Below are 23,279 nucleotides of genomic sequence, written 5' to 3'. Positions count from 1 at the left end.
TTGTCTCCAGATAATTTAAATGAAGTAAGAATCCCATAAAGATTCCGACACTCTTCATACACATGTATTAATTTTCCAATAAAAATAAACTAACTATTAGGAAAATTTTGTCCGATATTATTTGAGTAGCTAGATAAATAGACCTATATAGGGAGAGCAAATTATGCAAACACTTGTCAAGAAGCTAAAGACTTATCAACAGAGTCTAAAAATCACCCAACAACTCATCATAATGTTAGTCTTAATCATGTTAGTAAGTGCTGGAGCAGCAGTCACCATTATTACTCAAAACCATGGAGTTGCCAGGGAAATCAAGTCTTTAGAAGCCGCATCTAAACAAGAAAAAGACTATCTAGTCATATCTGATAAGCTACAACGAGATTTATTATGGATGATCGATGCATTAGAGACAGGAAATAAAGATCTTCTAAAACGTCTGAACGATGATGTTCTAGCCCTTCCGAACGATTTGGCGACACTAAATGTACAATTTAAAGCTTTCGACGAATCTTTGAATCTGGAAGATGTTAAGTTTCTAAATTATATTAAAATTCTGGATATGGTCTATGCCACATTGGCAGAGGTTCATCCTCAGATCACATTAGACCAACCCGATGTGATGAAGAGTATATTGAAGCAAAAATTGTTGAATACTTACTCTTCGGTGCTCTTAGAGAGCAGATCCATGTTGAATACTAAATTCGAAGATGTAATACAAGCGAACCAAAAAGCTCTAACCAAAAATGTATCCAAAGCCAATACAGCCATGTATATTAGCAGCATCCTCTTACTCGTTCTCCCCTTCTTAATCATTATGAACTTTATTACTAAAGTCCGTACGGGATTAGCAGGGATTATGAAGCGAATTACTTCCTATCAGAGCAATGACTTCACCTATGATGGCTCTTTAAATCGTGGGGATGAGTTCGGTATGATTGACCAGACACTATCCATCATGGGAGATAACCTTCGCAATACCATTCAATCCACGATCGATGTGAGCAAGAATGTATTGGAACTATCCCAACGCATGGAGAATATTGCCCAGGATAATAAAAATGCTTCCCTTTCAGTGAAGAAAGAGATTGAAAGCAGTATGCCAGTACTTTCTTCTCAACTTGACGAGACAACATCGATATCCGCCGTCACGGAGCAAGTATCTGCTAGTACGCAGCAAATCACGGCATCCAGTGAGTATATTAATAGCAACATGCAAACCATGAAGGTTTCTTCGCAAATTGGATTAGGACGTATGACGGAAGTAGTGAAGTTAGTGGATCGGACAGGAAAAGAGTTCGAACAATTAATGACAGTATTTGATACGATGACTGAGAGATACAAACATATTGAACATACCCTTACCGGTATTCAAGATATGAATACACAGACGAGTCTATTGTCCCTGAATGCTTCTATTGAAGCAGCTAGAGCTGGTGAGCATGGTAGAGGTTTTGCCGTCGTCGCTGATGAAATTCGTAAGCTATCGGAGAATACTAAATCACTATCTGAGGAAATTAATAAAGACTTAGTACTTATACATTCGAATATGAAATCATGTGGTCAAAGTCTAGAAACCTTCTCAAGTGTCATTCAGGAGACGAAGGACATTTCCGAAGAATCTAGCACCACATTCCACGAACTGGAGTCCCAAAGTTCCACTTTAGCTGGTCAAGTTAGTGAAATTACCGTAGCGATTGTTGAGATATCTAGCAGCATGAGTCATATCGTCACTTCAGTAGAGTTATTATCTACTTCTTCCTCTGAAGTCAACACGCGTATGGAACATGTAAGTGACATTTCTCAAGATCAGAATCGAATTTCTGAGCAGTTGGTTGAAGTAACTCAGACATTAAAAGATGCCTCAACTCATTTAAAAGAAAATACAGCCGCTTTTACGGTGTAACTAAATAAGAAACCGGCCTCAAACGCAAGTTAGCTGCGTGTGAGGCCGGTTCTTATTATACTTACTTCTGTTATTATGCTTCTACTTTCCGGTCAATAAGTTTCACCATAATGTACAAGAAAGCTACAGAGCATACCAACTCAAAGATGAACGAACCTATCATTTCTCCTGTATGAGATGACGGTATGAAATTCACATTTGAAACTATACCATTCATTGTAGAATTAGAGCTTCCTTCTGAGATTACTCCGAAGGATCCCCAATCAGACCCTCCAAAAAGTAAATTTTCTATCCAAGATAGCCCATTCACGATAATGAAAAAGATCACAATCCCGATCCAAAAGCTACCTTTTATTCGAATACTAGCTGCAATTGTGATCGCTAAAAAGATTATAATTAGAATATGAATGATCAGCCAAATCACATTAATTAGAGCAATAATAGTATCTACAGGATACATTTTAATGATATCTAATATTCGTGAATTTTCATAAACCGTAAGGTATACATAGCCGTGAATGAGCGCAATAAGGCCCAATATCAACAAACATATACAACCCATCGCAATAGGTGAAAAAATAGACTTCAACGTATGCAAAGGTAATAGTTTTCGGTGATAGGCTTTGAGATTATAACTATAGGTGCGGATCGGCGTTATAAACAGAATCACTCCAGCGATCATATAAGCAAGCATTGTGAGCACTACTAATAACGTATTGTTACTAATGAACAGCATCATCGATATCTGGGCAAGAATGAGTACAACAGCAACTCCTAATATCTTCGCACTATTTCGTTTAAAGTCATATTTCAATAATTTCATCATTCTGCATACACCTCTTTAAACATGTCATCTACGCTTTTTCCATATTTAATCCGTATATTCTCTACTTCTTCTTGCATGACAATCTCTCCTTCGCGGATGAAGATCACTTCATCAAAGATCCGCTCAATATCACGAACAAGGTGAGTCGAGATAATAATGCTACTATCTTCATTGTAGTACTCTACAATCGCATCTAATATTTTGCCTCGGGCGACCGGATCTACTCCACCAATCGGCTCATCAAGTAAATATAACTTCGCATCACGTGATAATGCCAACGTGAGCTGTAAGCGTTCATTCATCCCCTTCGACAATACGTTAACACGATCACTTTCATTTAACTTCATGAATTGAAGCATTTCACGAGCCTTTGCAATATCGAAATCATCATAGAAATCTTGAAAAAAGACAATGGCATCTCGCACCTTCATCCATGATTCTGTCAAAGGTCGATCAGGCATGAAAGATACTAGCCCTTTACTCTTCAATCCTACGGGTATCCCCGCAACAGTTAGTGTTCCTCTGGTTGGTTGTACCAACCCAGAGACCATCTTCATGAGCGTACTCTTCCCGCTTCCATTACTCCCAAGTAGCCCTACGATCTTCCCCGGTCCAATCTCAAGAGATACGTCATTTAATGCATGCTTGGAACCGTAAGATTTAGTTATGTCATTCATTTGCAATAGGCTACTCACGATGATTCACTCCTCTGTCTTGATCTGGTTCAGGGACTTCCGTTACCGCCTCAGCAACAATAGATACGATGTCTTGCTCTGCAAATCCAAGTTCCTGCATACCGTTTATAAATCGATCTAACAACTCGCCTGCCATTTCCTTCTTAATCCCCATAATTTTAGATTCCTCACTTGTCACGTATCTTCCGAGACCACGTCTCGTCTCAACAATCTCTTCTCGCTCTAGTTCCTGAAAGGTGCGCTGAATCGTATTCGGATTAATCTGTAATTCAGCTGCCAATTCACGAACCGACAATATTTTGTCTCCAGACTTCAGTGTGCCTGTTACGATCTGTCTCTTGATGTAATTCATGATCTGTAAATAGATCGGCAGATTATTATCAAATTCAATACTCACAATTGGCATATCTCCTTCCACAGTGTTACTGTCATAGCTAAATAGTACACTATGATTGTGGTGTTGTAAAGTGATTTTTGCCCATTATCCAAAAAAAAATTTTTAAAACAAATTTTTACTTGCACAATAGCCCATCCAAGTTACAAGTTAATGAACTACACATGAACTGAATGATCACCTACGTGCTATGTATTCCGTTTTATATTTCTCTCATGATATAATGTCTCTGTATTTAGGGAAAAATGTTCCATATTATCCGACATGATATCATCCTAGGGGAGAAGATACGACTTGGAAATAAAGCTTGAACAACCGACTTACGAAGTCATTGGTGTATGCCTCTTAGCTGGTAAAATTATGCTTAGAAGTGGCGCAGAAACATATCGAGTAGAGGATACTATGGCACGTATTGCATCCTCATTTGGATTTACCAATTCAAACAGCTACGTGACACCTACAGGTATTATTTTCCAACTAGATAAGGCTGGATCTGCCCAATTGATCCAAATTGTGACACGAACAACGGATCTTCGAAAGGTGGTAGCTGTAAATAGCATTTCAAGGCAGCTAAGTACTGGAGAAATATCTGTTCAAGAAGCATACACCCTACTCCATCAGGTGGATATTGAGGCTCATGCGTTCTCCATATGGCTTCAAATTATTGCGGCTTCAATTGCAAGTGGTTGTTTTACGATTATGTTTCAAGGCAAATGGCTTGATTTCATACCGGGTATGATCTGTGGAGGATTAGGTTATTGCGCATTAATTTACTTTCATCATTTAGTAAGGGTCAAATTTTTCGCCGAGTTGATGGCTTCCTTTCTCATTGGAATCGTCTCATTCTTACTCACCTCTGCAGGAATTGGACAATCATTAGATAAAATTATCATTGGTTCCGTCATGCCACTAGTGCCTGGTTTACTCATCACGAATGCAGTACGTGATTTAATGGCGGGGCATCTCGTATCTGGGTTATCCAGGGGAGCTGAGGCATTCCTAACAGCTTTTGCAATTGGAACTGGAATTGCGGTTGTATTTATCATTTTTTAAATTGAAAGAGGTCAACCAATCATGATTGCACAATTAGTCACGTGTTTCATTGCTACCGCAGCCTTTGCTATACTCTTTAACGCGCCCAAGAGATCCCTTATCCAGTGCGGCCTAGTAGGTATGATCAGTTGGATGGCTTATATTCTGCTTCTTGAATACGACGTTGACTCTATACTAGCTACGCTTGCGGCCACTTTCCTCGTTGGGGTGATCAGCCAAACATTTGCGAAATATTATAAGATGCCGGTTATTATCTTTAGCGTGTCTGGTATCATTCCATTGGTTCCTGGTGGACTAGCGTATAATGCGATGCGTAGATTCGTACAGAATGATTACAACGAAGCCGTTCACTTCGCCGTTCAAGCCTTTATGCTTTCTGGATCCATTGCCTTAGGACTCATCCTATCAGAGGTATTAAATCAAACCATACGTAAGAAGAATCCTCTCCCTTAACATAAAACAAGCTGACGTCTACTCTAGATGTCTGCTTGTTTGTTATGATTGTTCGTTTGGCCAAAATCCAAATAAGACGTATAATAGGAGAGAAGTTCAATTCTAAGGAGGAACACGAATATGTCATTAAGCAAAGCAAAGAAACAAAGACAAAAACTCGAACAACAAGGTAAGGTTAATCCAGAGTTACTACGAGGATCATGGCTAGGTATTAATCCCATCATGAAAACAACGCCAACACTACAACAGAAACGTACACAACTCCATAATAAATATAAAAGGAATCCAGCCCACGACAGCAGCGATTCCTTTTTCTATGTTCATTTTATTTAAATCTGACTAATCTCTTCGTAAGCATCCACGATATAATGCGGGACATGTTCCGATTCCGGTTCGATATATGGCCAACCAACGTGTTCTCTTATTCGCCTAACCTGAATTATTGTTGTCCCTCTTCTGTATTTCATGCACACCCATGACAACGGCTACTAGTTCATAACTATCTAATTTCTTAGAATCATTCAGCAAACGAAAGGCACCTGTTTGTAACCAACTACTTGTTCTTGCAAAAGACGCTATAGTCTCACCGTTACTACTCTGTATACTATATTCTTTCGAAAATACGGGCGATGTAATCTCATAGACTCCCCTATTTCCTGCATCATATTCGTACTTTTTCGTAAGAAAACTCATTCGTCTTCGTAACTCACCAAGCTGCTTATCTCTTCCATCGGAAATGATCCATCTGTTTAAGAGTAATCGGAACTTTCCCGTACACACGATCTGCCCTTGATGACCAAATACGTCTAGAGAAGAACCAAAGGCGGATTTCAAGTCCATACTGCCTACTACTTCTCCATCATGATTCATAATATCTGAGATTCCTGAATTGAAGAATTTATCTTTAAAATATAATTCCATGGTTATCTCTCCCTTTTTGATAAACCAACCAAAGAACCTACACAACAATATATGTAGGCTCTTTCCATGTGTAATGAAATTAAGGGTTCTTGCCTACTTCGATGAGTCAACAAGTTTGAAATCATCATAGTGAAAAGCTGGAGCAACAACGCAAGTAACAAAACCAGGCTCGTCTCCTACTGCTACCGAAGTCTGCCATACATTTGCAGGTACTAACGCCTGTGGAACTTGGCCATTCTCAATATCCATCCCAAGAATGATCTTCTCACCTGCTTCAGGATTCTCAGCTGTTCCACCTAAGGTCAGTTCGATCGGACCTCCAGAATGGTACAACCACAATTCATCAGATAGTACGACATGCCATGCAGAGACTTCACCTGGATGTAGCAAGAAATAGATCGAGCTAGCGGCAGCACGAGCACCAGAATATTCTGGACCTAATACGGCTTTAGGTATTTCATACGATGCTTTCCATATTTCCTTGCACCAACCACCTTCAACATGTGGTTCTAAGTTCAATAATTCAACTAATGGAGACTGCTGTTGTGTCATAAGTTTCTCTCCCATTTCAATTGTATTATGATTGGATGAGTGCCTTGCCTTATCGTATGTAGATATATTGAACTAAAGTTTACACTTACTAGTTCAATCTATGTAGATGTGGCAATTCGTCATATATACACCATGGTATTCATTTTACTACAGAGTCTCCCACCTTGCCCATAATTCCTTCGGATTTAATTCATAAATCTCATTATCCCTATACATCAATTGATGCATAATAAATTCTCTGCGAATCGTTGCGAAGTCTTCGTGAATGGGTTTAATGAAGTTATTAATTTCTTTCTCCGTGTACTTTCTCCCGTTCTCCAACTGACTGACTAGATGTTGCAAAACAATCAACTTCTTCTTAAGTTGAGCAGGTATCTGCTTTAATTTCCCTTCTGCTGTAAAGAAATTATTAATTACGGATACTTGTAATTTCTTATGAGACTCTTCCATAACGTCTTCCTCTCCCTTTGTTCTAACATTTCTATAAATCAGCTCTACGATAGCCGTCGCATTATTGTGGATGAAATAATCATTTAAAGAAAAATAAATCGTATTCTTATCTCTACGCTCGTTAATCAGACTAGCTTCACGTAACTTTGTAGCATGGTGAGTAATGGTAGCTGGCGTAACATGAAGCTTCTCAGCTAATACTTGACCATTACGCTCTCCCTCGGCCAGAATGATCAGAATCTTTATTCTTGTCGGATCTGCAAGTGCTTTATGATAGTTGACGATCTTATCTAGCTGCATGAATTAAACACCTCTCCCTCTAATTTAATGATTATCTAATTATATACTCGTTAAATTACATAATAGTGACATCGTTTAAGATTGTCAACAGAAATAACCATAAGACATATTTTGTCATCTGGTTATTTAAAGTTCTACATTTCTCAATTCAAACAATGATCGTCCGATAGCCGTATGCTCTATCTAACTTCGCCGTCAATGCTGTATAACAAATTCGTCCAACTTCTCGCCAGACACATCATATGCCTGAAAGGTCAAGGTGTCCGCTTCAATCTTCACGCCAGCAAACATCTGCTTCTCATTTTGAAAATGTACCTGATGATAGAATTGATCAACTTTCTTCTCATTGAATTTCTGCCCTGCTGTATTTGTAACCACATATACAGTGCCTTCACGATTGTTCACAATGTTTCCCCTATCACCGACAACCTTGCCAGCTCGTAGAGGATAAGAACGCGAATATTCATGATTATGGCCTTGTAATACAAGATCTACGCTGAATTTGTCAAAGACAGAAACCCAAGCATCTACTTTATTGTTTTTTTTACCGCCATATGCTCCTCTATGCATGGCAACAATTTTCCATGGCTTATCCGTTCCTGCAAGATCTTTCTCTAACCATTCGGTCTGCTCTTTAATGTTAGACTCTGTGTTTAACATGACAATGTGGGCAGAACCGTAATCGAACGAATAGGTTGTTCCATCTATAGAATTTTCCGCGCCATTATCCGGTAAGTTGAAATGTGATATATACCGATCTGCCACACCATCCACTTCATCATGATTACCAGTGACAGGCATGAATGGCACTTGCGTGAGCCACTTTGTCGCTTTACCAAAGAAATGATCCCAAGCGACTTCATCCTCTGGCTCCTCTGTTAGATCACCATTATGGACGATAAATTGAGCCGTTGGAAATTGTTCGAACGCTTTATTCAACGTATTACCCCAAAGGTCAAAATCGGCTTCTACTACGCCCTGCGAATCCGTCACATTAATGAACGTGAAGTCATCCACCTCCTTGGATTCTGTCATGAATGCTCCTGGTATACTCCACTCCTTGTCCTTCCCACTCCCCACACGATACGAATACGTAGTTCCAGGTTCAAGTCCAGTTGCTTCGGCTTTGTGGGCACCTTGTTCATGATTGTTTCCTACATCCACCGAGGACGTAGATCCCGTAATCGTAATCACATCTTGTCCATAGAAGTTCATATCCGCGCCCTTAACCAACTGTAATATTGAAGCAGCATTAGGACTTTCCGTATACCATGTAAAAGCCCGACTTGTTTGTGCAGAGTGCTTCAGCGTAGTCACCAAAGACTTCGGCTTCTCAGATTGACCTACCTTCAACCATTCTATCCCGACTACGATCATTAAGATGACTGAGACAATCAATGTTAACCATATGAACTCTTTTCGCAAAACCATCTTCACTCCCTCCGAACTTCTCTAATACGATACCGTCCAATGGCACTGATAGTCAATTTCTCCTATTATCATATCCGGTTGACCTCCGTCATGTTACGCCACACCGCGTGCAAGGAGCTACGTGCGATGCGAAACAGCTTTGTTAACGCAGTGTAAAAATTTTCAGCTCGCATTCAGTTTACGCTCAGAGAAAAATCAGATTAGCAAGCTACAATGAGTTCAAACGCAACGAAGAAATGAGGTGGAATTAATACGATGAATCTTAAATATCGTCATGAACTCAAGTATTTCATTAATCAACACCAGTACCAAATCATTCGTCAGAGATTGAAAAACCTAGTTAAACAAGATAAGCATGTTGGACCTACTGGAGAATACGCTATTCGGAGCTTGTACTTTGATGATATTAATAACAAGGCCCTTCATGAGAAATTAGGTGGAATCAGGGACCGCGCCAAGTACCGAATCCGAATTTACAATAATGATGACAGGATTATTCACTTCGAGAAGAAAATCAAATTTAGAGATTATATCGCTAAATTGAAAGAACCACTGACTAGGGAAATAGCAGAGAAACTCATATCAGGAAATTATGAAGTGTTACGACACTCAGACAAGCCCTTACTCATTGAACTGCATGAAGAGATGAAGAACAACTTACTACGAGCTAAGGTTATTGTGGACTATGTACGGGAGCCTTTTGTTTGTGAGAATGGAAATGTTCGCATTACGTTTGACAAAGACCTTCGAACGGGGCTTAACGAAGTGGATATGTTCGACGCAAATTTACATTGTGTACGTGCGATTGATGACAATCTCATTATTCTTGAAGTGAAATACGACGAATACATTCCCGAATATATCAGACTTGCACTACAACTTGAAGGATTAAATAGACAATCCGCTTCTAAATACGTGATGTGTCGTAAGTTTCTAAAAACCAACTCTTGGGAGGATTATTAATAATGAGCGCAACAGCAACTGATACTACAACTAATTTTACAGATATCCTAAAAAAATCGGTAACAGAGAACTTTGTATCTGATATTAGTATTTCCAAAATAATCATTACTATGGCAATTTCATTTATTATCGGGTTCTTTATCTACCTTCTTTATAAACGTGTATTTAGTGGTATTTTATATTCTAAAAGCTTCAACGTCTCTCTTATCGGAATGACGATGGTAACCTCGATGGTCATCATTGCTATAAATTCTAACCTAGTACTATCACTAGGTATGGTCGGCGCACTCTCTATTGTACGTTTCAGAACCCCTATTAAAGATCCTACAGATCTAATTTTCTTGTTCTGGGCTGCAGCAGCTGGTATCGTATCTGGTGCTGGATTCTTCACCCTAGCAGCTATTGGTTCAATTATAGTTGGTCTAGTTATGTTCTTCTTTATCAAAAGAACTTCTATTGAAGCCCCTTATCTACTTGTCGTGAGCTGTGACGGAGATACAAGCGAAATAGCTGTTCACAAACAACTTAACACATCCGTTAAACGATTTAATGTGAAACAAAAGACCGTGACAAATGGCAACATTGAAATCACTTTGGAAATCCGCCTTAACGACAAAGAAGGAAGCTTTATTAATCAGCTTTCTGGCATTAGCGGAGTCAAGAATGCCGTGCTTATTAGCTACAGCGGCGACTATGTATCTTAAGATGGGATGGTGTTGAAAAGATGAAAGCACAAATGATGAAGCATCTTCTATGCATCTGTTCCATCATCACCGTAATAGCCATGGTAGGATGTGAGACAACTAAATCTACCACTAGCATAGAAAACTCCAAAGTCTCAAGCACAATCGATACCGCTAAGGCTGATGACAATATATCTACGAAAGTATTCCCTAAGGACAAAGTCGTAGATGTTAAAATCACAATTGATAAAGATGATTTTCAGAGTATGAAGGACAACGCTTCTGCAGAAGAGATTAAAACCGCCTCTGTCGATTACAATGGTATGCATTACGATAATGTAGGCGTTCGTACGAAAGGAAATCTAAGCTTGCGAAGTGTAGTCAGTATGGATGATTCAGATCGATATAGTCTGAAGCTTTCATTTGATGAGTATTTATCCAGTCAGACGCTCTTTGGTATCAGTAAAATAAATCTGAACAACGGCTACAGTGACGCCAGTTATATGAGAGAGTATCTGACCTACGAACTTGCGGAACAAATGGGACTCCCTACACCTGGATATTCATTTGTGAATGTTTATGTGAATGATGAGTTATATGGATTCTATTTAGCTGTACAGCAAGTAGATGAACAGTATCTTGAATCGAACTTCGGGAACTCATATGGAGCGTTATACAAAGGACAAATGACCGGAACAGGGAGCGACCTTCTCTGGATTGATGATAAGATCTCATCTTATACCGGACTTGCTCAGAAATCCAAGTCTTCCAATGATGATATTCTTATTGATATGTTGGACGAATTGAATAACGGTACAGATTATGCGAAGTATTTAGATGTTGAAGAAGCCCTGAAATACATTGCTCTTAACGTATTAACGAACAACACAGACAGTTACATCGGAGGAAACAAGCAGAACTATTATTTATACGAAGATGACGGTGTCTTCTCCGTTCTTCCATGGGACTATAACATGGCATTTGGAGGATTGGGGAGCTCAAATCTTCTGATCGACGAACCTACTCAAGGTAACTTGGCTGATAGACCTCTCGTAGCCAAACTTCTTGCTGTTGATGAGTACAAAGAAATGTATCATAACATCATTAAAGACGTTACTGAGGGTTACTTGTCTTCCGCTACATTTAAGGAACGAGTCGAGGAAGTCTCTGCCATGATCTCGTCCTACGTGAAGGAAGATCCAAGTTCCTTCTACACTTACGAAGAGTATCAAAGTGCAGTACCCAAGCTCATATCCATTAATGACACGCAAGTCAGTAATATTGATCAACAACTTGCTGGAACGATTGCGTCCTCAGGGGATGGATCAGGAAGTGGCGGTGGTATGGGTGGAGGAGGCATGAGAGGTGGCGGCGGACGTGATATGCCAGCCATGGCAGGTAACAATGCACAATCCACTCCAGCTGAAGTAAATACCCAAGCTGGACAATCGACTCCTGTTAATGGACAAAATACTCAGGGAATGCCACCTTCCCCTCCCGATGGACAGCAGGCTCAAGGCAACCAGACCATTCCTACCGAGGGACGGAATTTCCAAAATGGTGGCTTTCCTGGAGGCGGTATGGGCGGTGGTCGAGATGGAATGGGTGGAGGCATGGGCGGTTTTGGAGAGCAAAGCGCTCAACCACAAGGTTCTATGAAAGAAGCCATCACCGTCGGTATCACACTCATTCTCCTTCTCCTTTCTGGTATATTCATTACCTTCTATAAACGTAAGAGACTCTAAGTTATACACATAACAAAAAATAAGCACACCCGCTTCTTCTTTCCAAGAATCGGGTGTGCTTATTTTTTGTTACTTCCCATCCCACCAAACTAACCTTCTTCATTCATCCATGTATCCATAATATGGTTAAACAGCGAAGGATTTGCTAATGAGATTCCATGTCCAATATTGGGAATAACCTGTCTTTCACAATATTCACTGCTACTAACAATAACATCAGAAGACTTCAATATCGGTTTCTTTTCCTTAGCTCCTACGAGAACTAAGACCTTTGCTTTACCTTGATTGAACCCCTTGGGTATGTAATACGACATATTTTCATCAAGAACATTAAGGAGAGCATTCATGCTTATCAGCGAGGAATCCTGATAATATAATTCCAGATATTCTTCTCCTACATATAATACCTTAGCTTGTAACTTAGAAAACAACCTATTCTTCGTTAAAGGCATGGATATGCGAACTAACGGTTTCGTGATCGAACGAGTGAACTTCATAGGTGTAACAAGTCCGCTTATAATGATAGCACGATCAATACGGACGCCACTTATACTTAACACCTCTAGAGCAATTTGCGCACCTAAAGAAAACCCAATAATTGTAATGTGCTGTCCATGATCTCTTTCAAGTATTAATTCAACGATATCTTGGGCTGCATCATGGATCGTTGTAAATTCCTTGGCTCGACTTTTACCGTGACTGGGTAGATCAGGCACTACTATATAGTATTGTTCTTGAAAACACTCCACCTGCTTATCCCACATCCAACCACTCACTCCGCCACCATGTATAAATACAAGCATTGGACCGCTCTTGTCCCCAAATTCACTCACAAATAGGGTCATCCCTAACTCCTATCCTTAAATGTATGGTTAATGAGCTGAACAAAATTTACATCACTAAGACTATTCGCTCTATGAAACACAGAATCGAATTCCATGAAGCTAGTCATTTCGTTCGGAGTGACCACACAATGCATTCCGGCAGCAGCGGCGGCCCTTGCTCCATGCAGTGAATCCTCTATCGCAATCGCTTCATCCGCGTTCACTTGAAGACATTCTAAGGTCTGTAAATACAATTCAGGATCAGGCTTTACATGTGTTACATGCTCAGACGTCCGAATACACTCGAAATAATGCCGAATATTCAATTGATCTAAATATTTCCCTACCCACTTCATGGGAGAGCTTGATGCCAATCCGATTCTAAGTCCAGCATCCTTAGCTGCTTCAAGATACTCTATTACACCCGGACGAATATTCTCAAGGTCCATAAGCTCCTTATGACGGAGATGAATAGAACTTCTAAAAACCTCTCGGTCAATGGGAAGTTTCTTCTCTGTTATCAAATACTCATATGGATCGAACCTATTTAAATCTGTTCCAACACACTGGGAATACAATTCCTGTGTCAGCTCAACGCCATATTCATTGTATGCTTCTCGAAAAGCTACGTACCACGGTGTTTCTGTATCAATAATAGTACCGTCAAAATCAAAGATTAGTGCTTTGATCATAGATAGAATCTCTCCTTCTTGATTTCACTTCGAATATCCACATCTTAACATATCACACCTATAGAGAGCCCTACTATTCAAAAAGAGACCATCCTATGAATGGTCCCACGTGTAATCGATAGACTATTTATATTCTTACTGTCATTCTTGATAGATATTTGTTCGGTTCCTTCCTTCTTTCTTCGATTGATATAGAGCTTGATCTGCGAACTCTATCACCTTTTCAGGTCCACCTGACAAGGTATCAGATAAAGCTACTCCAATCGATATCGTAATTCCCTGGCCTTCGATAGGACATTCCGATTCAGCTATCTTTTTGCGTAAAAGTTCTGCCATATCAAGCACGGAATGTCTTTCAGCGAATTTGACTAAGATTCCGAATTCCTCTCCTCCATAACGAAAACATACATCGCCCGGAGTAGCCACAAGTCGTAGTTCAGAAGCAACAAACTTTAAAACCTCATCCCCTCTAGCATGACCATAAGTATCATTAATTTGTTTGAAATGGTCCATATCCACCAAAATCAGAGCAAACGGTATTTTCTCTTCATACCATTCTTGTATGTTTAAGTCGAATGTTTTCCGATTGGCTAGACCCGTCAAACCATCCATTTGAATTTCTTCGTTTAATAAATTTAAATATTTCCCCATGCTTTTGTGGAGCTGATTCACATCATAAATAATTGAGGATATCTTCGGTAACGAAGGTGGATTCGCTTTTTTAGAGTCAAACGCCTCTTCTGAGAACTGTGCCAGTCTGTATAGTGGTGTGGAGATATAATAAGAAACGCGCACTGCAATAATTAATATAATAAGAAAAAGGGGAATGTCCTTCATTAATAAGCTGAATAACATATCTCGTAATGGTTTATCCAAGATAGCAGTAGGTGTTTGTGACACGATTACCCATTCACTAATAGGCTCATACGCAAATCCGGCAAAAAATGATTTCTCCTCTGAGTTAACGACCCTTTGAGAACCACTTTGTCCCGACAATCCTCTTTCAATCACTTTATTATTCTTTACAATCTCATTAACACGTTCAATTACAGGATGATATATGAGCCGTCCTTGCTGATCTGCCACATACACATAGGATCCATTCCCGTAGAAATGTTCCATTAACAACTTGCTTAGTGCGTTATCCTCTTGCAGGTATAATGTCCCCCCAGCAAACCCTATGTAGGTTCCACTATCATTAAATATAGGAGCAGAGACCATGAGGATAAGACGTCCCGATACGGCTATATAGGGCTCGGAAATCATCGGTTTTCTAAGTAAAGAGGCTTGAAGAGATGCATCCGATGTTAAAAGCGTTCCAACATTAACTCCCGTATCTCCCGGATTCACAAACCGTACCTCACGATTTGAATTCGATATAACGATAGAATTGAAATACTGATCATTACCCCTATATACAATATCTAGATCCTTCTGTGAGAAAGACTCTTGTCCTGCAATCTCAGCAATAAATGATATATTTTTCTGCATCTTGTCCAATAAGTCGCTAGTATTGGAAGATAACTTCTGAGCGTAGTGATAGTTGTTATCTAAATAACTCGAAGATAAGGATTTCATGTTATTTATATATGCCAAATAACCTCCCGCAATAGCGGTTATTAATACAGATCCTATCACTAACATGCCAAGAATAGTACGAAGCTTAATCCCTTTATGTTTGCTCACGGTGTGACCTCTTTCATTGACTTAAGTAGAACTTATATACTATATGATATCTTTGTTAAAACAAGTAGACTTTACTCCTAATCGAGTTAGCCCTTTAATTGCGCATCATAAAGGCTGTTATAGAAGCCGTCTCTTACAAGGAGTTCCTCATGCGTCCCTTTTTCAAGAAGATTCCCATCCTTTAATACGAGTATTTGATCAGCCTTACGAATCGTGTTTAATCGATGTGCAATAACAAAGCTAGTTCTCCCCTTCATTAACCGCTGAAGACCCTCTTGTATCTTAATCTCCGTCACCGTATCAATACTACTCGTTGCTTCATCCAGAATTAGAATCGAAGGATTCGCGAGAATAGCTCTAGCAATAGCAAGAAGTTGCTTCTGCCCTTGGCTAATACCAGCGCCGCCCTGCTTAAGCAACTTATCATAACCACCACGCATCCGTTCGATAAATGAATGTGCATTAGCCATTCTTGCAGCCTTCTCGACCTCTTCATCCGTTACATCAAGCTTACCATAGCGGATATTATCACGTATCGTCCCTTCGAATAAGAAGGAATCCTGTAGCACAAACGCCATATGAGAACGCAAATTCCCGCGCTGAATTGTTCGAATATCATGGCCGTCAATCATGATAGTCCCACGGTCCAACTCATAGAATCGCGAAAGTAATTGAATTAGAGACGTCTTACCTGCTCCTGTAGGCCCAACTAGAGCGATCATCTCTCCCGGTGCAGCCTCAAAGCTAATATCAGTCAACGTCTCTCTTCCTTGATCGTAAGCAAACGACACGTGTGAAAAAGTTACTGTTCCGTTTACAACCTCTAGTGTGATGGCCTCTTTCTCGTCGTTAGCCTCTACTTCTTCGTCAAGAATTTCGAACACGCGCTCTGCCCCCGCAATCGCAGACAACATCGTGTTCCATTGGTTCGCCAAGTCATTCAGAGGTCTTGTGAACTGTCTTGCATACTCCACAAATATAACGATAACTCCGATAGATATCTTCCCACGGATGGCTAGTAATCCCCCCACGCCAGCTATGAGAGCAAAGCTCAAGTTATTGAGTGCATTCATCAACTTCGGAATAAAGCCTGATATCGTTTGAGCCCAGAACCCCGAATGCCTAATCATTTCATTACGTGTTCTGAATTCGTTAATAACTCTTTGTTCTTGAGAGAAAGCTTTAATAATACGTTGACCTGATAAGGTCTCTTCAACGAATCCATTTAATTCACCCATATTACGCTGTTGCTGCTTAAATAATGGACCCGTACGCCATGTAATCCAACGCATCCCTAATACCATTAATGGAACAACTAGAAATGTCAGTAAAGTCAGTAAGGGACTGAGCCATAACATAACGATGATCGTTCCTACAAGCGTAAGCACACTGGAGAACACTTGAATAACTGAGCTATTTAAAGTGGAACTAACGTTATCTATATCATTAGTAACCCTGCTCATCAACTCTCCTTGTTGACGTTTCCCGAAGAATGGGATCGATAATCGGTGTAAATGTTGGAACAGGTCTACCCTCATACGATATACCGTCTCCTGTGCAATTCCGATCATCCAAATATTTTGCAACCATAACGTAAGCGAGTGTAATCCATAGACAAGCCCAAGTCCGCCCAGAAAATAGAGCCATGTTCGGTCTGCTGGACCTTCTATAAATGAATCTATAGCTGTCCCAATCATAAATGGTCCAAGTAAAGCCAAAGTTGAACTTAGGAATACCATAACTAGCACAAGTAAGAGTCGACTTTTACGATGAGATAAATAAATCCATAATTTTCTCAGTGTTCCCGACAAATCCTTTGCTTTGCGTTTAGCTCGCTTTCCCGAAGCGGAAGAGTCCATTCCATTAGATTTCTTGATCGCCTGTGGTCGCGGATAGTGGAACGGTTCACTTAACTCCTTCCACATGACGTATACCCCCTACTCTCGAATTGAGATTCGTAGATTCGCTGATAAAGAACACAATCTTCTAGCAGTTCATCGTGACTTCCCTGAGCAAGCATGGAACCCTCGTCCAATAACAGAATTAGATCTGCCCGAAGCGTAGAACTGATCTTCTGTGTAATAAGAAATGTGGTACATGAGACGTTCCTCAATGCCTCTAGTAATGAGGCTTCCGTTCGTACATCTAGTGCGCTAGTGCTATCGTCAAGCAACAATATCCCCGGTTTTCGAACCAACGCTCTGGCAATCGTCACTCGCTGTTTCTGTCCACCTGAGAGATTGACTCCCTTTTGCCCTAAGATCGTGTCATACCCCTGCGGGAAATTTAGGATCGTATCATGAATTTGTGCTAACTTCGCAGCTTCAATGATCTCATCGAGAGTCGCATCGTGTTTACCCCAAGCGATATTCTCGCGAATGGTACCTGTAAAGAGGATAATCTCCTGAGGCACATAACCGATTGCATCACGTAAATACGCTGTGTTCAGGGTACGAATATCCTTCCCATCGATCCTAATTACTCCTGCATTCTGCTCATACAGTCTTGGAATAAGGCCTACAAGCGAAGATTTCCCTGCTCCCGTTGCTCCCATGATAGCAACAGTAACTCCAGGTTTTGCCTCAAATGAAATATCATTCAGTACAACCACTTCCGTATCTGGATACTGGAATGTCACATGTTCAAACGTTACAACTCCGTTAGAAGCATAAGTAGTATCGCTACCGTCCGTCACACCTGTAAGGTTACTCTGTGTCTCGAGTGCATCAGCAATACGTTGGCCTGAGGCCCGAGCTCTTGAGAAGTTAACAACAATCATGGAAAAGACGGATAAAGCACCTGTAGTTCGGAGCGAATAGTTAACAACCGCTACCACCTCTCCCATTGTAGCGTCTCCAGTATTGATCTTTAATTGTCCAAACCATAACACTGCCAAAATTCCAGCATTCATAATCACTAGAATGATCGGCATCGTTAGTTCTGTTAATCGTAGCGCGGAAATTGTACGTTCCATAAGATCCTTACTAGCACGCGCGAAACGTTCCGTTTCATATTTCATACGTCCAAAAACTCGAATCAATCTCATACCGATTAGATTTTCTTGAATAACTCCATTAACTGCGTCCAGTTTTACCTGAACCATTCGAAATAAATTCCCGGCGCTCTTAACGACCCCGAACAAGAAAATAAGTAATACCGGAACCGTTAACGTCAACAATAAAGCGAGTTCTGTATGTACAACAAATGCCATCACTACGCTACCTATGACAAGCAAAGGTGCTCTCATCATAATTCGGAGCCCCATAAATACGGTATTCTGTAGTTGCGTAACATCATTAGTCAATCGGGTAATTAAAGATGAGGCAGCGAAGCGGTCAAATACAGCTAATGAATAAGATTGTACTTTGTCATATAACTGTTCCCTCAGATCATATGCAAATCCTTGGCTTACGTGTGAAGCAAAAAAAGAACTAAAAATTCCAGATACAAAAGCTATTAAAGAACAAACAGCCAAGAAACCACCCCACTGTAGCACAATGGAAAGATCACCATTTCTAATTCCACCATCAATCATTTTGGAAATAATTAAAGGTTGAATTAATTCAACTGACAGCTCAATTAACATCATTAATATGGCTGCAAAGGTAGAAATTCGATATTTTTTCAAAAAAAATAAACACGCAACCATCAAAAAACCTCCGAATTTCTAACTTATGTACTCAACTAATCCAACTCAAATATGACTTATTATAACAAACTAAACACTTTAGTGCTTGGGTATGCTATTCGAATGAAGGACGGAATAGAGCCATAAATGTAAGTAACTAGCGTATTCTCCGTAAAACAACGGTTGTCAAATGTGTCGATTAGAGTAACTTTTGTGAATTGATGAACATTCTATGAACACGCCCTAAATAGCGTCATTACAGTGATCTAAGTCATATCAACCTCCCCTTGTAACAATTTCATCACAATTTGTTAAACATTTCGACATTATTTAACAATAAATTGGCAAAATTGCAACGTTTTGGCTTTTGCTTTATCTGCAAGGTATTCCTAATATAGAACTATATGATTGTTTATCAAGTTCATCCGTATTCAGTTTAAATGCAGTTTATAAAGGAAGGAGTTCATCATGAAAAAAAGAGGATCATTATTAGTATTATTCATGAGCCTTGTCTTGCTCTTATCTGGATGTAGTTCAATCGCGGTATTGGATCCTAAAGGTCCTGCTGCTAGAACATTGTCCGATACGATTCTTTTCTCTATTGCCATGATGGCAGGCGTATTACTTGTTGTTTACGTATTATTTGTTGTTTTCCTGGTGAAGTACAGAGGATCGAAGACGAAAGATGACTACATGCCTCCACATGAGGAAGGTAATAAATGGCTTGAAGCCCTTTGGATTGCTGTTCCTATTGTTATTGTAACTGTTCTTTCCGTAGTAACAGTAGAATCAACAGTCGCAGTGGAGAAGGTTCCTGCAGGTTATGAGGATCAAAAACCTCTGGTTGTTTATGCAGCTTCATCTGACTGGAAATGGCATTTCAGCTATCCTGAGGAAGGAATTGAGACGGTAAATTACCTGAACATTCCTACGCATCGTCCAATTGAATTGCGATTGTATTCATTTGGTCCGATCACAAGTCTTTGGATACCTCAGTTAGCCGGACAGAAATATGCCATGAGTGACATGGTTAATACCTTGAATCTAGTTGCCGATGAACAAGGCTCTTACTTAGGTAGAAACTCTAACTTCAGTGGTAAGGGTACGGCACATATGGAATTTGAGACACTTGCCATGAGTCCCAAAGCATATACCGAATGGGTAGAAGAAGTTAAGACGACAGCCACTAAATTAGAGGAAGCGGAATTTAAGAGCTTACTTGCCACCTCTTACGTAGGACGTAAAACATTCTCAAGTACACATCTATCATTTAGTCCAGCACCAGGAGATCACTCTGATCATATGAAACACAAAGATATGGAGAATGGAAATAAGGAACATCAAGATAACAAAGAAGAACATCCTGTTCCTGCTACTCCAGAACAATCCAAGTTCGATATTGTGCCTAATATAGATCCGAACGAACCGCTACCTCAATCACCAGCAGAGGACAGCACCTCAGATATTGATCATACAAGTCACGAAGGGAAATAAGACCTTTTATTTTCATTCATTATACAACCTGAAAGGAGTCAATTCCTAATGAAATGGGACGAATTTTTCGTTACCGGTGAACCGATGATTTACGGCGCTATGGCTAGTATTGTTCTTGCTACTATTGCGATTATCGTCGGTCTGACCTACTTTAAAAAATGGGGTTACCTATGGCGTGAATGGCTAACCACTGTAGACCACAAACGCATCGGGGTTATGTACATCCTTTCCGCTCTAATCATGTTGTTCCGTGGTGGAGTCGATGCCATTATGATGCGGCTTCAGACAGCCGTTCCAGAGAATAAATTTCTGGATTCACAACATTACAATGAGATCTTTACAACTCATGGTCTGATTATGATTCTATTTATGGCTATGCCATTTATCATTGGAATTATGAACGTCGTTGTACCGCTCCAAATTGGTGCAAGAGACGTTGCATTCCCACGATTGAATGCCATTAGTTTCTGGTTATTCTTCGCAGGAGCCATGTTGTTAAATCTTTCGTTTGTTATCGGAGGATCTCCAGATGCAGGTTGGTCAGCTTACTTCCCACTTGCAAGTATAGAGTTCAGTCCTACGGTAGGAAATAACTATTATTCTCTAGCACTGCAGATTTCAGGTATTGGTACATTGTTGACAGGGATTAACTTCATTGTAACCATTCTTAAGATGCGTGCACCTGGCATGAAGCTTATGCGTATGCCAATGTTTACATGGTCTTCTCTGATCACAAGTGTTATCATTGCGTTTGCTTTCCCAGTACTTACTGTAGCACTTGCTCTTATGATGTTTGATCGACTCTTCGGATCTCAATTCTTCACGATGGCCAATGGTGGGATGGATATGCTATGGGCCAACCTATTCTGGGTATGGGGACATCCTGAAGTATATATCGTAGTCCTTCCTGCATTCGGGATATTCAGTGAAATTATCTCAACATTCTCGAAGAAGAACTTGTATGGTTACACGTCCATGGTTGTAAGTATGGTCGTTATATCACTCTTGTCCTTCTTAGTATGGGCGCATCACTTCTACACGATGGGTCAAGGCGCGATGGTTAATGGATTCTTCTCCATTACAACAATGGCGATATCCGTTCCTACGGGAGTCAAGATCTTTAACTGGCTGTTCACTATGCGAAAGGGTAAGATTACCTTTACGACGCCTATGTTGTACTCACTAGCTTTTATACCAATCTTTACAATCGGTGGTGTTACGGGTGTCATGTTGGCTATGGCCAGTGCCGATTATCAGTATCATAATACAATGTTCTTAGTTGCCCATTTCCATTACGTTCTAATTCCGGGTACCGTCTTTGCTGTTATTGCGGGCTTCCATTATTGGTTCCCGAAAGTATTCGGCTTCAAGCTTAATGAACGTCTTGGGAAACACGCCTTCTGGTGGATCGCTGTTTCGTTTAACGTAACATTCTTCCCACTATTCTTCTTAGGTTTACAAGGTATGACACGTCGGATGTATACCTATTCGGAAGAAACAGGCTTTGGTCCACTCAACTTACTATCATTTGCCGGTGCATTAGGCCTTGCATTCGGATTTGTCATTCTGGTATATAATATTTATTACAGTATTCGTTATAGCCCACGTGAAACCAATGGAGATCCATGGGATGCACGTACGCTCGAATGGGCAACAAGCAGCCCGATTCCTGCATACAACTTCGCTATAACACCAAATGTTAAAGCTAGAGATGCATTATGGTCTGCTAAGTATGATAACCTTCCGATTTTTGAAGGTAAAATTGAACCAATCCACTTACCAAGTAATAGTGGGAAACCAGTTATTCTTGGTGCTATATTCTTTGCCTTTGGATTCGCATTGGTATTTAGCTGGTGGATTCCAGCGATTATATCTGGAATTGGTATTCTGATCATTTTAGCTTCGATGTCATTCGATAGAGATCATGGAATTACCGTATCAGTCAAAGAAATTATGGAAACAGAAAAGAAATTGCGGGGTGAAACGCTATGAAAATAGATGCCACTAAACCGCTTGAATATGGGTCAGAAGAAAACAGTAATAAAATCTTCGGATTTTGGATCTTTTTAGGAGCAGAAATTGCTTTATTCTCCACCCTATTCACCGTTTATTTCGTTTTAGTGAATCGTTATGCAACGGGTCCAAATGGTTCAGAAATTTTTGAACTAACAGGCGTTTTGGTTGAAACTTTCTTGTTACTTACAAGTAGCTTCACCATAGGTCTTGCAATTCACAGTATGCGACTTGGTTTGAAGAAACCGATGATGATTTTCTTCACTCTTACGTTACTCATGGGTCTAGGCTTCCTTGGAATAGAAATCATGGAGTTCTTCACCTATGTACATGAAGGTGCGTCATTATCAACAAGTGCCTTTACATCCAGCTTGTTCATATTACTGGGAACGCATGGTGCTCACGTAGCCTTTGGTCTATTGTGGGGAACGTCGATCTTAATTCAAGTTAAGAGACAGGGATTTACACTGGCTACTGCCAATAAATCCTTTATATTCTCTCTTTACTGGCATTTCCTTGATGTTGTATGGATATTTATCTTTAGCTTCGTTTACCTGAAAGGACTGATGTGAC

General features: G+C 40.1%; 22 protein-coding genes. 10 read left to right on the top strand and 12 right to left on the bottom strand.

Annotated elements, in window-relative coordinates; translation table 11 throughout:
• Nucleotides 1-163 precede the first annotated feature (163 nt).
• Nucleotides 164-1,903 carry a methyl-accepting chemotaxis protein gene (locus PGLA_RS09395; RefSeq protein WP_068531912.1) on the top strand — a complete coding sequence of 580 codons (1,740 nt, stop codon included), beginning with the start codon at nucleotides 164-166 and terminating at the stop codon, nucleotides 1,901-1,903.
• A gap of 73 nt (nucleotides 1,904-1,976) precedes the next feature.
• Here PGLA_RS09395 and PGLA_RS09390 read toward each other — a convergent pair whose 3' ends face one another.
• The 3 genes from PGLA_RS09390 to PGLA_RS09380 are packed head-to-tail and all read right to left on the bottom strand — an operon-like array spanning nucleotide 1,977 to nucleotide 3,821.
• On the bottom strand, nucleotides 1,977-2,729 hold the full coding sequence (locus PGLA_RS09390) for a hypothetical protein (protein WP_068531910.1): 753 nt from the start codon (nucleotides 2,727-2,729) through the stop codon (nucleotides 1,977-1,979).
• Entirely contained in the window at nucleotides 2,726-3,406 is a 681-nt protein-coding gene (locus PGLA_RS09385; RefSeq protein ID WP_425415369.1) for an ABC transporter ATP-binding protein, read from the bottom strand. Before PGLA_RS09385 ends, PGLA_RS09390 begins: the two co-directional genes overlap by 4 nt.
• A gap of 10 nt (nucleotides 3,407-3,416) precedes the next feature.
• Complete coding sequence (locus PGLA_RS09380; RefSeq protein ID WP_068531906.1) at nucleotides 3,417-3,821, bottom strand: GntR family transcriptional regulator; 405 nt, start codon at nucleotides 3,819-3,821, stop codon at nucleotides 3,417-3,419.
• Between the two features lie 357 nt (nucleotides 3,822-4,178).
• Here PGLA_RS09380 and PGLA_RS09375 point away from each other — a divergent pair, with 357 nt between their 5' ends.
• The 3 genes from PGLA_RS09375 to PGLA_RS09365 all read left to right on the top strand — a co-directional run bounded on the left by PGLA_RS09375 (nucleotide 4,179) and on the right by PGLA_RS09365 (nucleotide 5,657).
• On the top strand, nucleotides 4,179-4,871 hold the full coding sequence (locus PGLA_RS09375; RefSeq protein ID WP_425415368.1) for a threonine/serine exporter family protein: 693 nt from the start codon (nucleotides 4,179-4,181) through the stop codon (nucleotides 4,869-4,871).
• A gap of 21 nt (nucleotides 4,872-4,892) precedes the next feature.
• Nucleotides 4,893-5,324, top strand: coding sequence for a threonine/serine exporter family protein (locus tag PGLA_RS09370; protein ID WP_068531902.1), 432 nt, complete (start codon nucleotides 4,893-4,895; stop codon nucleotides 5,322-5,324).
• 120 nt (nucleotides 5,325-5,444) lie between these two features.
• Nucleotides 5,445-5,657: a hypothetical protein gene (locus tag PGLA_RS09365; RefSeq protein WP_068531900.1), complete on the top strand. Its 213-nt coding sequence runs from the start codon at nucleotides 5,445-5,447 to the stop codon at nucleotides 5,655-5,657.
• A 96-nt stretch (nucleotides 5,658-5,753) separates the two neighbouring features.
• Here the strand turns inward: PGLA_RS09365 and PGLA_RS09360 are convergent, their stop codons facing one another.
• The 4 genes from PGLA_RS09360 to PGLA_RS09345 all read right to left on the bottom strand — a co-directional run bounded on the left by PGLA_RS09360 (nucleotide 5,754) and on the right by PGLA_RS09345 (nucleotide 8,978).
• Nucleotides 5,754-6,245, bottom strand: a complete 492-nt coding sequence (locus tag PGLA_RS09360) for an LURP-one-related family protein (RefSeq protein WP_068531898.1) — start codon at nucleotides 6,243-6,245, stop codon at nucleotides 5,754-5,756.
• 93 nt (nucleotides 6,246-6,338) lie between these two features.
• Nucleotides 6,339-6,797, bottom strand: a complete 459-nt coding sequence (locus tag PGLA_RS09355) for a cupin domain-containing protein (RefSeq protein WP_068531896.1) — start codon at nucleotides 6,795-6,797, stop codon at nucleotides 6,339-6,341.
• A gap of 147 nt (nucleotides 6,798-6,944) precedes the next feature.
• Nucleotides 6,945-7,547 carry a DUF2087 domain-containing protein gene (locus PGLA_RS09350; protein WP_068531894.1) on the bottom strand — a complete coding sequence of 201 codons (603 nt, stop codon included), beginning with the start codon at nucleotides 7,545-7,547 and terminating at the stop codon, nucleotides 6,945-6,947.
• A 195-nt stretch (nucleotides 7,548-7,742) separates the two neighbouring features.
• Nucleotides 7,743-8,978 carry a purple acid phosphatase family protein gene (locus tag PGLA_RS09345; RefSeq protein ID WP_068531892.1) on the bottom strand — a complete coding sequence of 412 codons (1,236 nt, stop codon included), beginning with the start codon at nucleotides 8,976-8,978 and terminating at the stop codon, nucleotides 7,743-7,745.
• A gap of 255 nt (nucleotides 8,979-9,233) precedes the next feature.
• Here PGLA_RS09345 and PGLA_RS09340 point away from each other — a divergent pair, with 255 nt between their 5' ends.
• Genes PGLA_RS09340 through PGLA_RS09330 form a run of 3 tightly spaced genes read left to right on the top strand, consistent with a single transcriptional unit; the run spans nucleotide 9,234 to nucleotide 12,369 of the window.
• Complete coding sequence (locus PGLA_RS09340; RefSeq protein ID WP_068531890.1) at nucleotides 9,234-9,941, top strand: polyphosphate polymerase domain-containing protein; 708 nt, start codon at nucleotides 9,234-9,236, stop codon at nucleotides 9,939-9,941.
• Between the two features lie 2 nt (nucleotides 9,942-9,943).
• Nucleotides 9,944-10,645, top strand: a complete 702-nt coding sequence (locus tag PGLA_RS09335; RefSeq protein ID WP_068531888.1) for a DUF4956 domain-containing protein — start codon at nucleotides 9,944-9,946, stop codon at nucleotides 10,643-10,645.
• 20 nt (nucleotides 10,646-10,665) lie between these two features.
• Nucleotides 10,666-12,369 carry a CotH kinase family protein gene (locus PGLA_RS09330; protein ID WP_068531886.1) on the top strand — a complete coding sequence of 568 codons (1,704 nt, stop codon included), beginning with the start codon at nucleotides 10,666-10,668 and terminating at the stop codon, nucleotides 12,367-12,369.
• An 89-nt stretch (nucleotides 12,370-12,458) separates the two neighbouring features.
• Here the strand turns inward: PGLA_RS09330 and PGLA_RS09325 are convergent, their stop codons facing one another.
• The 5 genes from PGLA_RS09325 to PGLA_RS09305 form a co-directional block, all read right to left on the bottom strand.
• A complete protein-coding gene (locus PGLA_RS09325) occupies nucleotides 12,459-13,202 on the bottom strand; it encodes an alpha/beta fold hydrolase (protein WP_245699783.1) in 744 nt (247 codons plus the stop codon).
• 14 nt (nucleotides 13,203-13,216) lie between these two features.
• Entirely contained in the window at nucleotides 13,217-13,885 is a 669-nt protein-coding gene (locus PGLA_RS09320) for an HAD family hydrolase (RefSeq protein ID WP_068531881.1), read from the bottom strand.
• A 141-nt stretch (nucleotides 13,886-14,026) separates the two neighbouring features.
• Entirely contained in the window at nucleotides 14,027-15,571 is a 1,545-nt protein-coding gene (locus tag PGLA_RS09315) for a sensor domain-containing diguanylate cyclase (protein WP_068531877.1), read from the bottom strand.
• A gap of 86 nt (nucleotides 15,572-15,657) precedes the next feature.
• On the bottom strand, nucleotides 15,658-17,496 hold the full coding sequence (locus PGLA_RS09310) for an ABC transporter ATP-binding protein (RefSeq protein WP_068531875.1): 1,839 nt from the start codon (nucleotides 17,494-17,496) through the stop codon (nucleotides 15,658-15,660).
• On the bottom strand, nucleotides 17,481-19,220 hold the full coding sequence (locus PGLA_RS09305; protein WP_068531874.1) for an ABC transporter ATP-binding protein: 1,740 nt from the start codon (nucleotides 19,218-19,220) through the stop codon (nucleotides 17,481-17,483). The genes PGLA_RS09310 and PGLA_RS09305 overlap by 16 nt, the downstream gene beginning before the upstream one ends.
• Before the next feature lie 447 nt (nucleotides 19,221-19,667).
• Between PGLA_RS09305 and qoxA the strand changes: the two genes are divergently transcribed.
• The 3 genes from qoxA to PGLA_RS09290 are packed head-to-tail and all read left to right on the top strand — an operon-like array spanning nucleotide 19,668 to nucleotide 23,278.
• Entirely contained in the window at nucleotides 19,668-20,693 is a 1,026-nt protein-coding gene (gene qoxA / locus PGLA_RS09300; RefSeq protein WP_068531872.1) for a cytochrome aa3 quinol oxidase subunit II, read from the top strand.
• A gap of 48 nt (nucleotides 20,694-20,741) precedes the next feature.
• Entirely contained in the window at nucleotides 20,742-22,685 is a 1,944-nt protein-coding gene (qoxB, locus tag PGLA_RS09295; protein ID WP_068531870.1) for a cytochrome aa3 quinol oxidase subunit I, read from the top strand.
• Nucleotides 22,682-23,278: a cytochrome (ubi)quinol oxidase subunit III gene (locus PGLA_RS09290; RefSeq protein ID WP_068531868.1), complete on the top strand. Its 597-nt coding sequence runs from the start codon at nucleotides 22,682-22,684 to the stop codon at nucleotides 23,276-23,278. Before qoxB ends, PGLA_RS09290 begins: the two co-directional genes overlap by 4 nt.
• Nucleotide 23,279 lies beyond the last annotated feature (1 nt).

Origin of the sequence: Paenibacillus glacialis (assembly GCF_001637205.1) — a bacterium.
Lineage (GTDB): Bacteria > Bacillota > Bacilli > Paenibacillales > Paenibacillaceae > Paenibacillus_AQ > Paenibacillus_AQ glacialis.
The sequence above is the reverse complement of the archived record's forward strand: the minus strand, read 5'-3'. Positions and strand labels throughout refer to the sequence as shown.

What these genes read in the sequence shown, in the direction of transcription:
- PGLA_RS09350 (WP_068531894.1), bottom strand. Translation starts at nt 7,547, where the DNA reads ATGCAGCTAGATAAGATCGTCAACTATCATAAAGCACTTGCAGATCCG.
- PGLA_RS09385 (WP_425415369.1), bottom strand. Translation starts at nt 3,406, where the DNA reads ATGAATGACATAACTAAATCTTACGGTTCCAAGCATGCATTAAATGAC.
- PGLA_RS09375 (WP_425415368.1), top strand. Translation starts at nt 4,179, where the DNA reads ATGCTTAGAAGTGGCGCAGAAACATATCGAGTAGAGGATACTATGGCA.
- PGLA_RS09390 (WP_068531910.1), bottom strand. Translation starts at nt 2,729, where the DNA reads ATGATGAAATTATTGAAATATGACTTTAAACGAAATAGTGCGAAGATA.
- PGLA_RS09365 (WP_068531900.1), top strand. Translation starts at nt 5,445, where the DNA reads ATGTCATTAAGCAAAGCAAAGAAACAAAGACAAAAACTCGAACAACAA.
- PGLA_RS09355 (WP_068531896.1), bottom strand. Translation starts at nt 6,797, where the DNA reads ATGACACAACAGCAGTCTCCATTAGTTGAATTATTGAACTTAGAACCA.
- PGLA_RS09330 (WP_068531886.1), top strand. Translation starts at nt 10,666, where the DNA reads ATGAAAGCACAAATGATGAAGCATCTTCTATGCATCTGTTCCATCATC.
- PGLA_RS09345 (WP_068531892.1), bottom strand. Translation starts at nt 8,978, where the DNA reads ATGGTTTTGCGAAAAGAGTTCATATGGTTAACATTGATTGTCTCAGTC.
- PGLA_RS09370 (WP_068531902.1), top strand. Translation starts at nt 4,893, where the DNA reads ATGATTGCACAATTAGTCACGTGTTTCATTGCTACCGCAGCCTTTGCT.
- PGLA_RS09305 (WP_068531874.1), bottom strand. Translation starts at nt 19,220, where the DNA reads ATGGTTGCGTGTTTATTTTTTTTGAAAAAATATCGAATTTCTACCTTT.
- qoxB (WP_068531870.1), top strand. Translation starts at nt 20,742, where the DNA reads ATGAAATGGGACGAATTTTTCGTTACCGGTGAACCGATGATTTACGGC.
- PGLA_RS09340 (WP_068531890.1), top strand. Translation starts at nt 9,234, where the DNA reads ATGAATCTTAAATATCGTCATGAACTCAAGTATTTCATTAATCAACAC.
- qoxA (WP_068531872.1), top strand. Translation starts at nt 19,668, where the DNA reads ATGAAAAAAAGAGGATCATTATTAGTATTATTCATGAGCCTTGTCTTG.
- PGLA_RS09360 (WP_068531898.1), bottom strand. Translation starts at nt 6,245, where the DNA reads ATGGAATTATATTTTAAAGATAAATTCTTCAATTCAGGAATCTCAGAT.
- PGLA_RS09310 (WP_068531875.1), bottom strand. Translation starts at nt 17,496, where the DNA reads ATGTGGAAGGAGTTAAGTGAACCGTTCCACTATCCGCGACCACAGGCG.
- PGLA_RS09320 (WP_068531881.1), bottom strand. Translation starts at nt 13,885, where the DNA reads ATGATCAAAGCACTAATCTTTGATTTTGACGGTACTATTATTGATACA.
- PGLA_RS09395 (WP_068531912.1), top strand. Translation starts at nt 164, where the DNA reads ATGCAAACACTTGTCAAGAAGCTAAAGACTTATCAACAGAGTCTAAAA.
- PGLA_RS09335 (WP_068531888.1), top strand. Translation starts at nt 9,944, where the DNA reads ATGAGCGCAACAGCAACTGATACTACAACTAATTTTACAGATATCCTA.
- PGLA_RS09290 (WP_068531868.1), top strand. Translation starts at nt 22,682, where the DNA reads ATGAAAATAGATGCCACTAAACCGCTTGAATATGGGTCAGAAGAAAAC.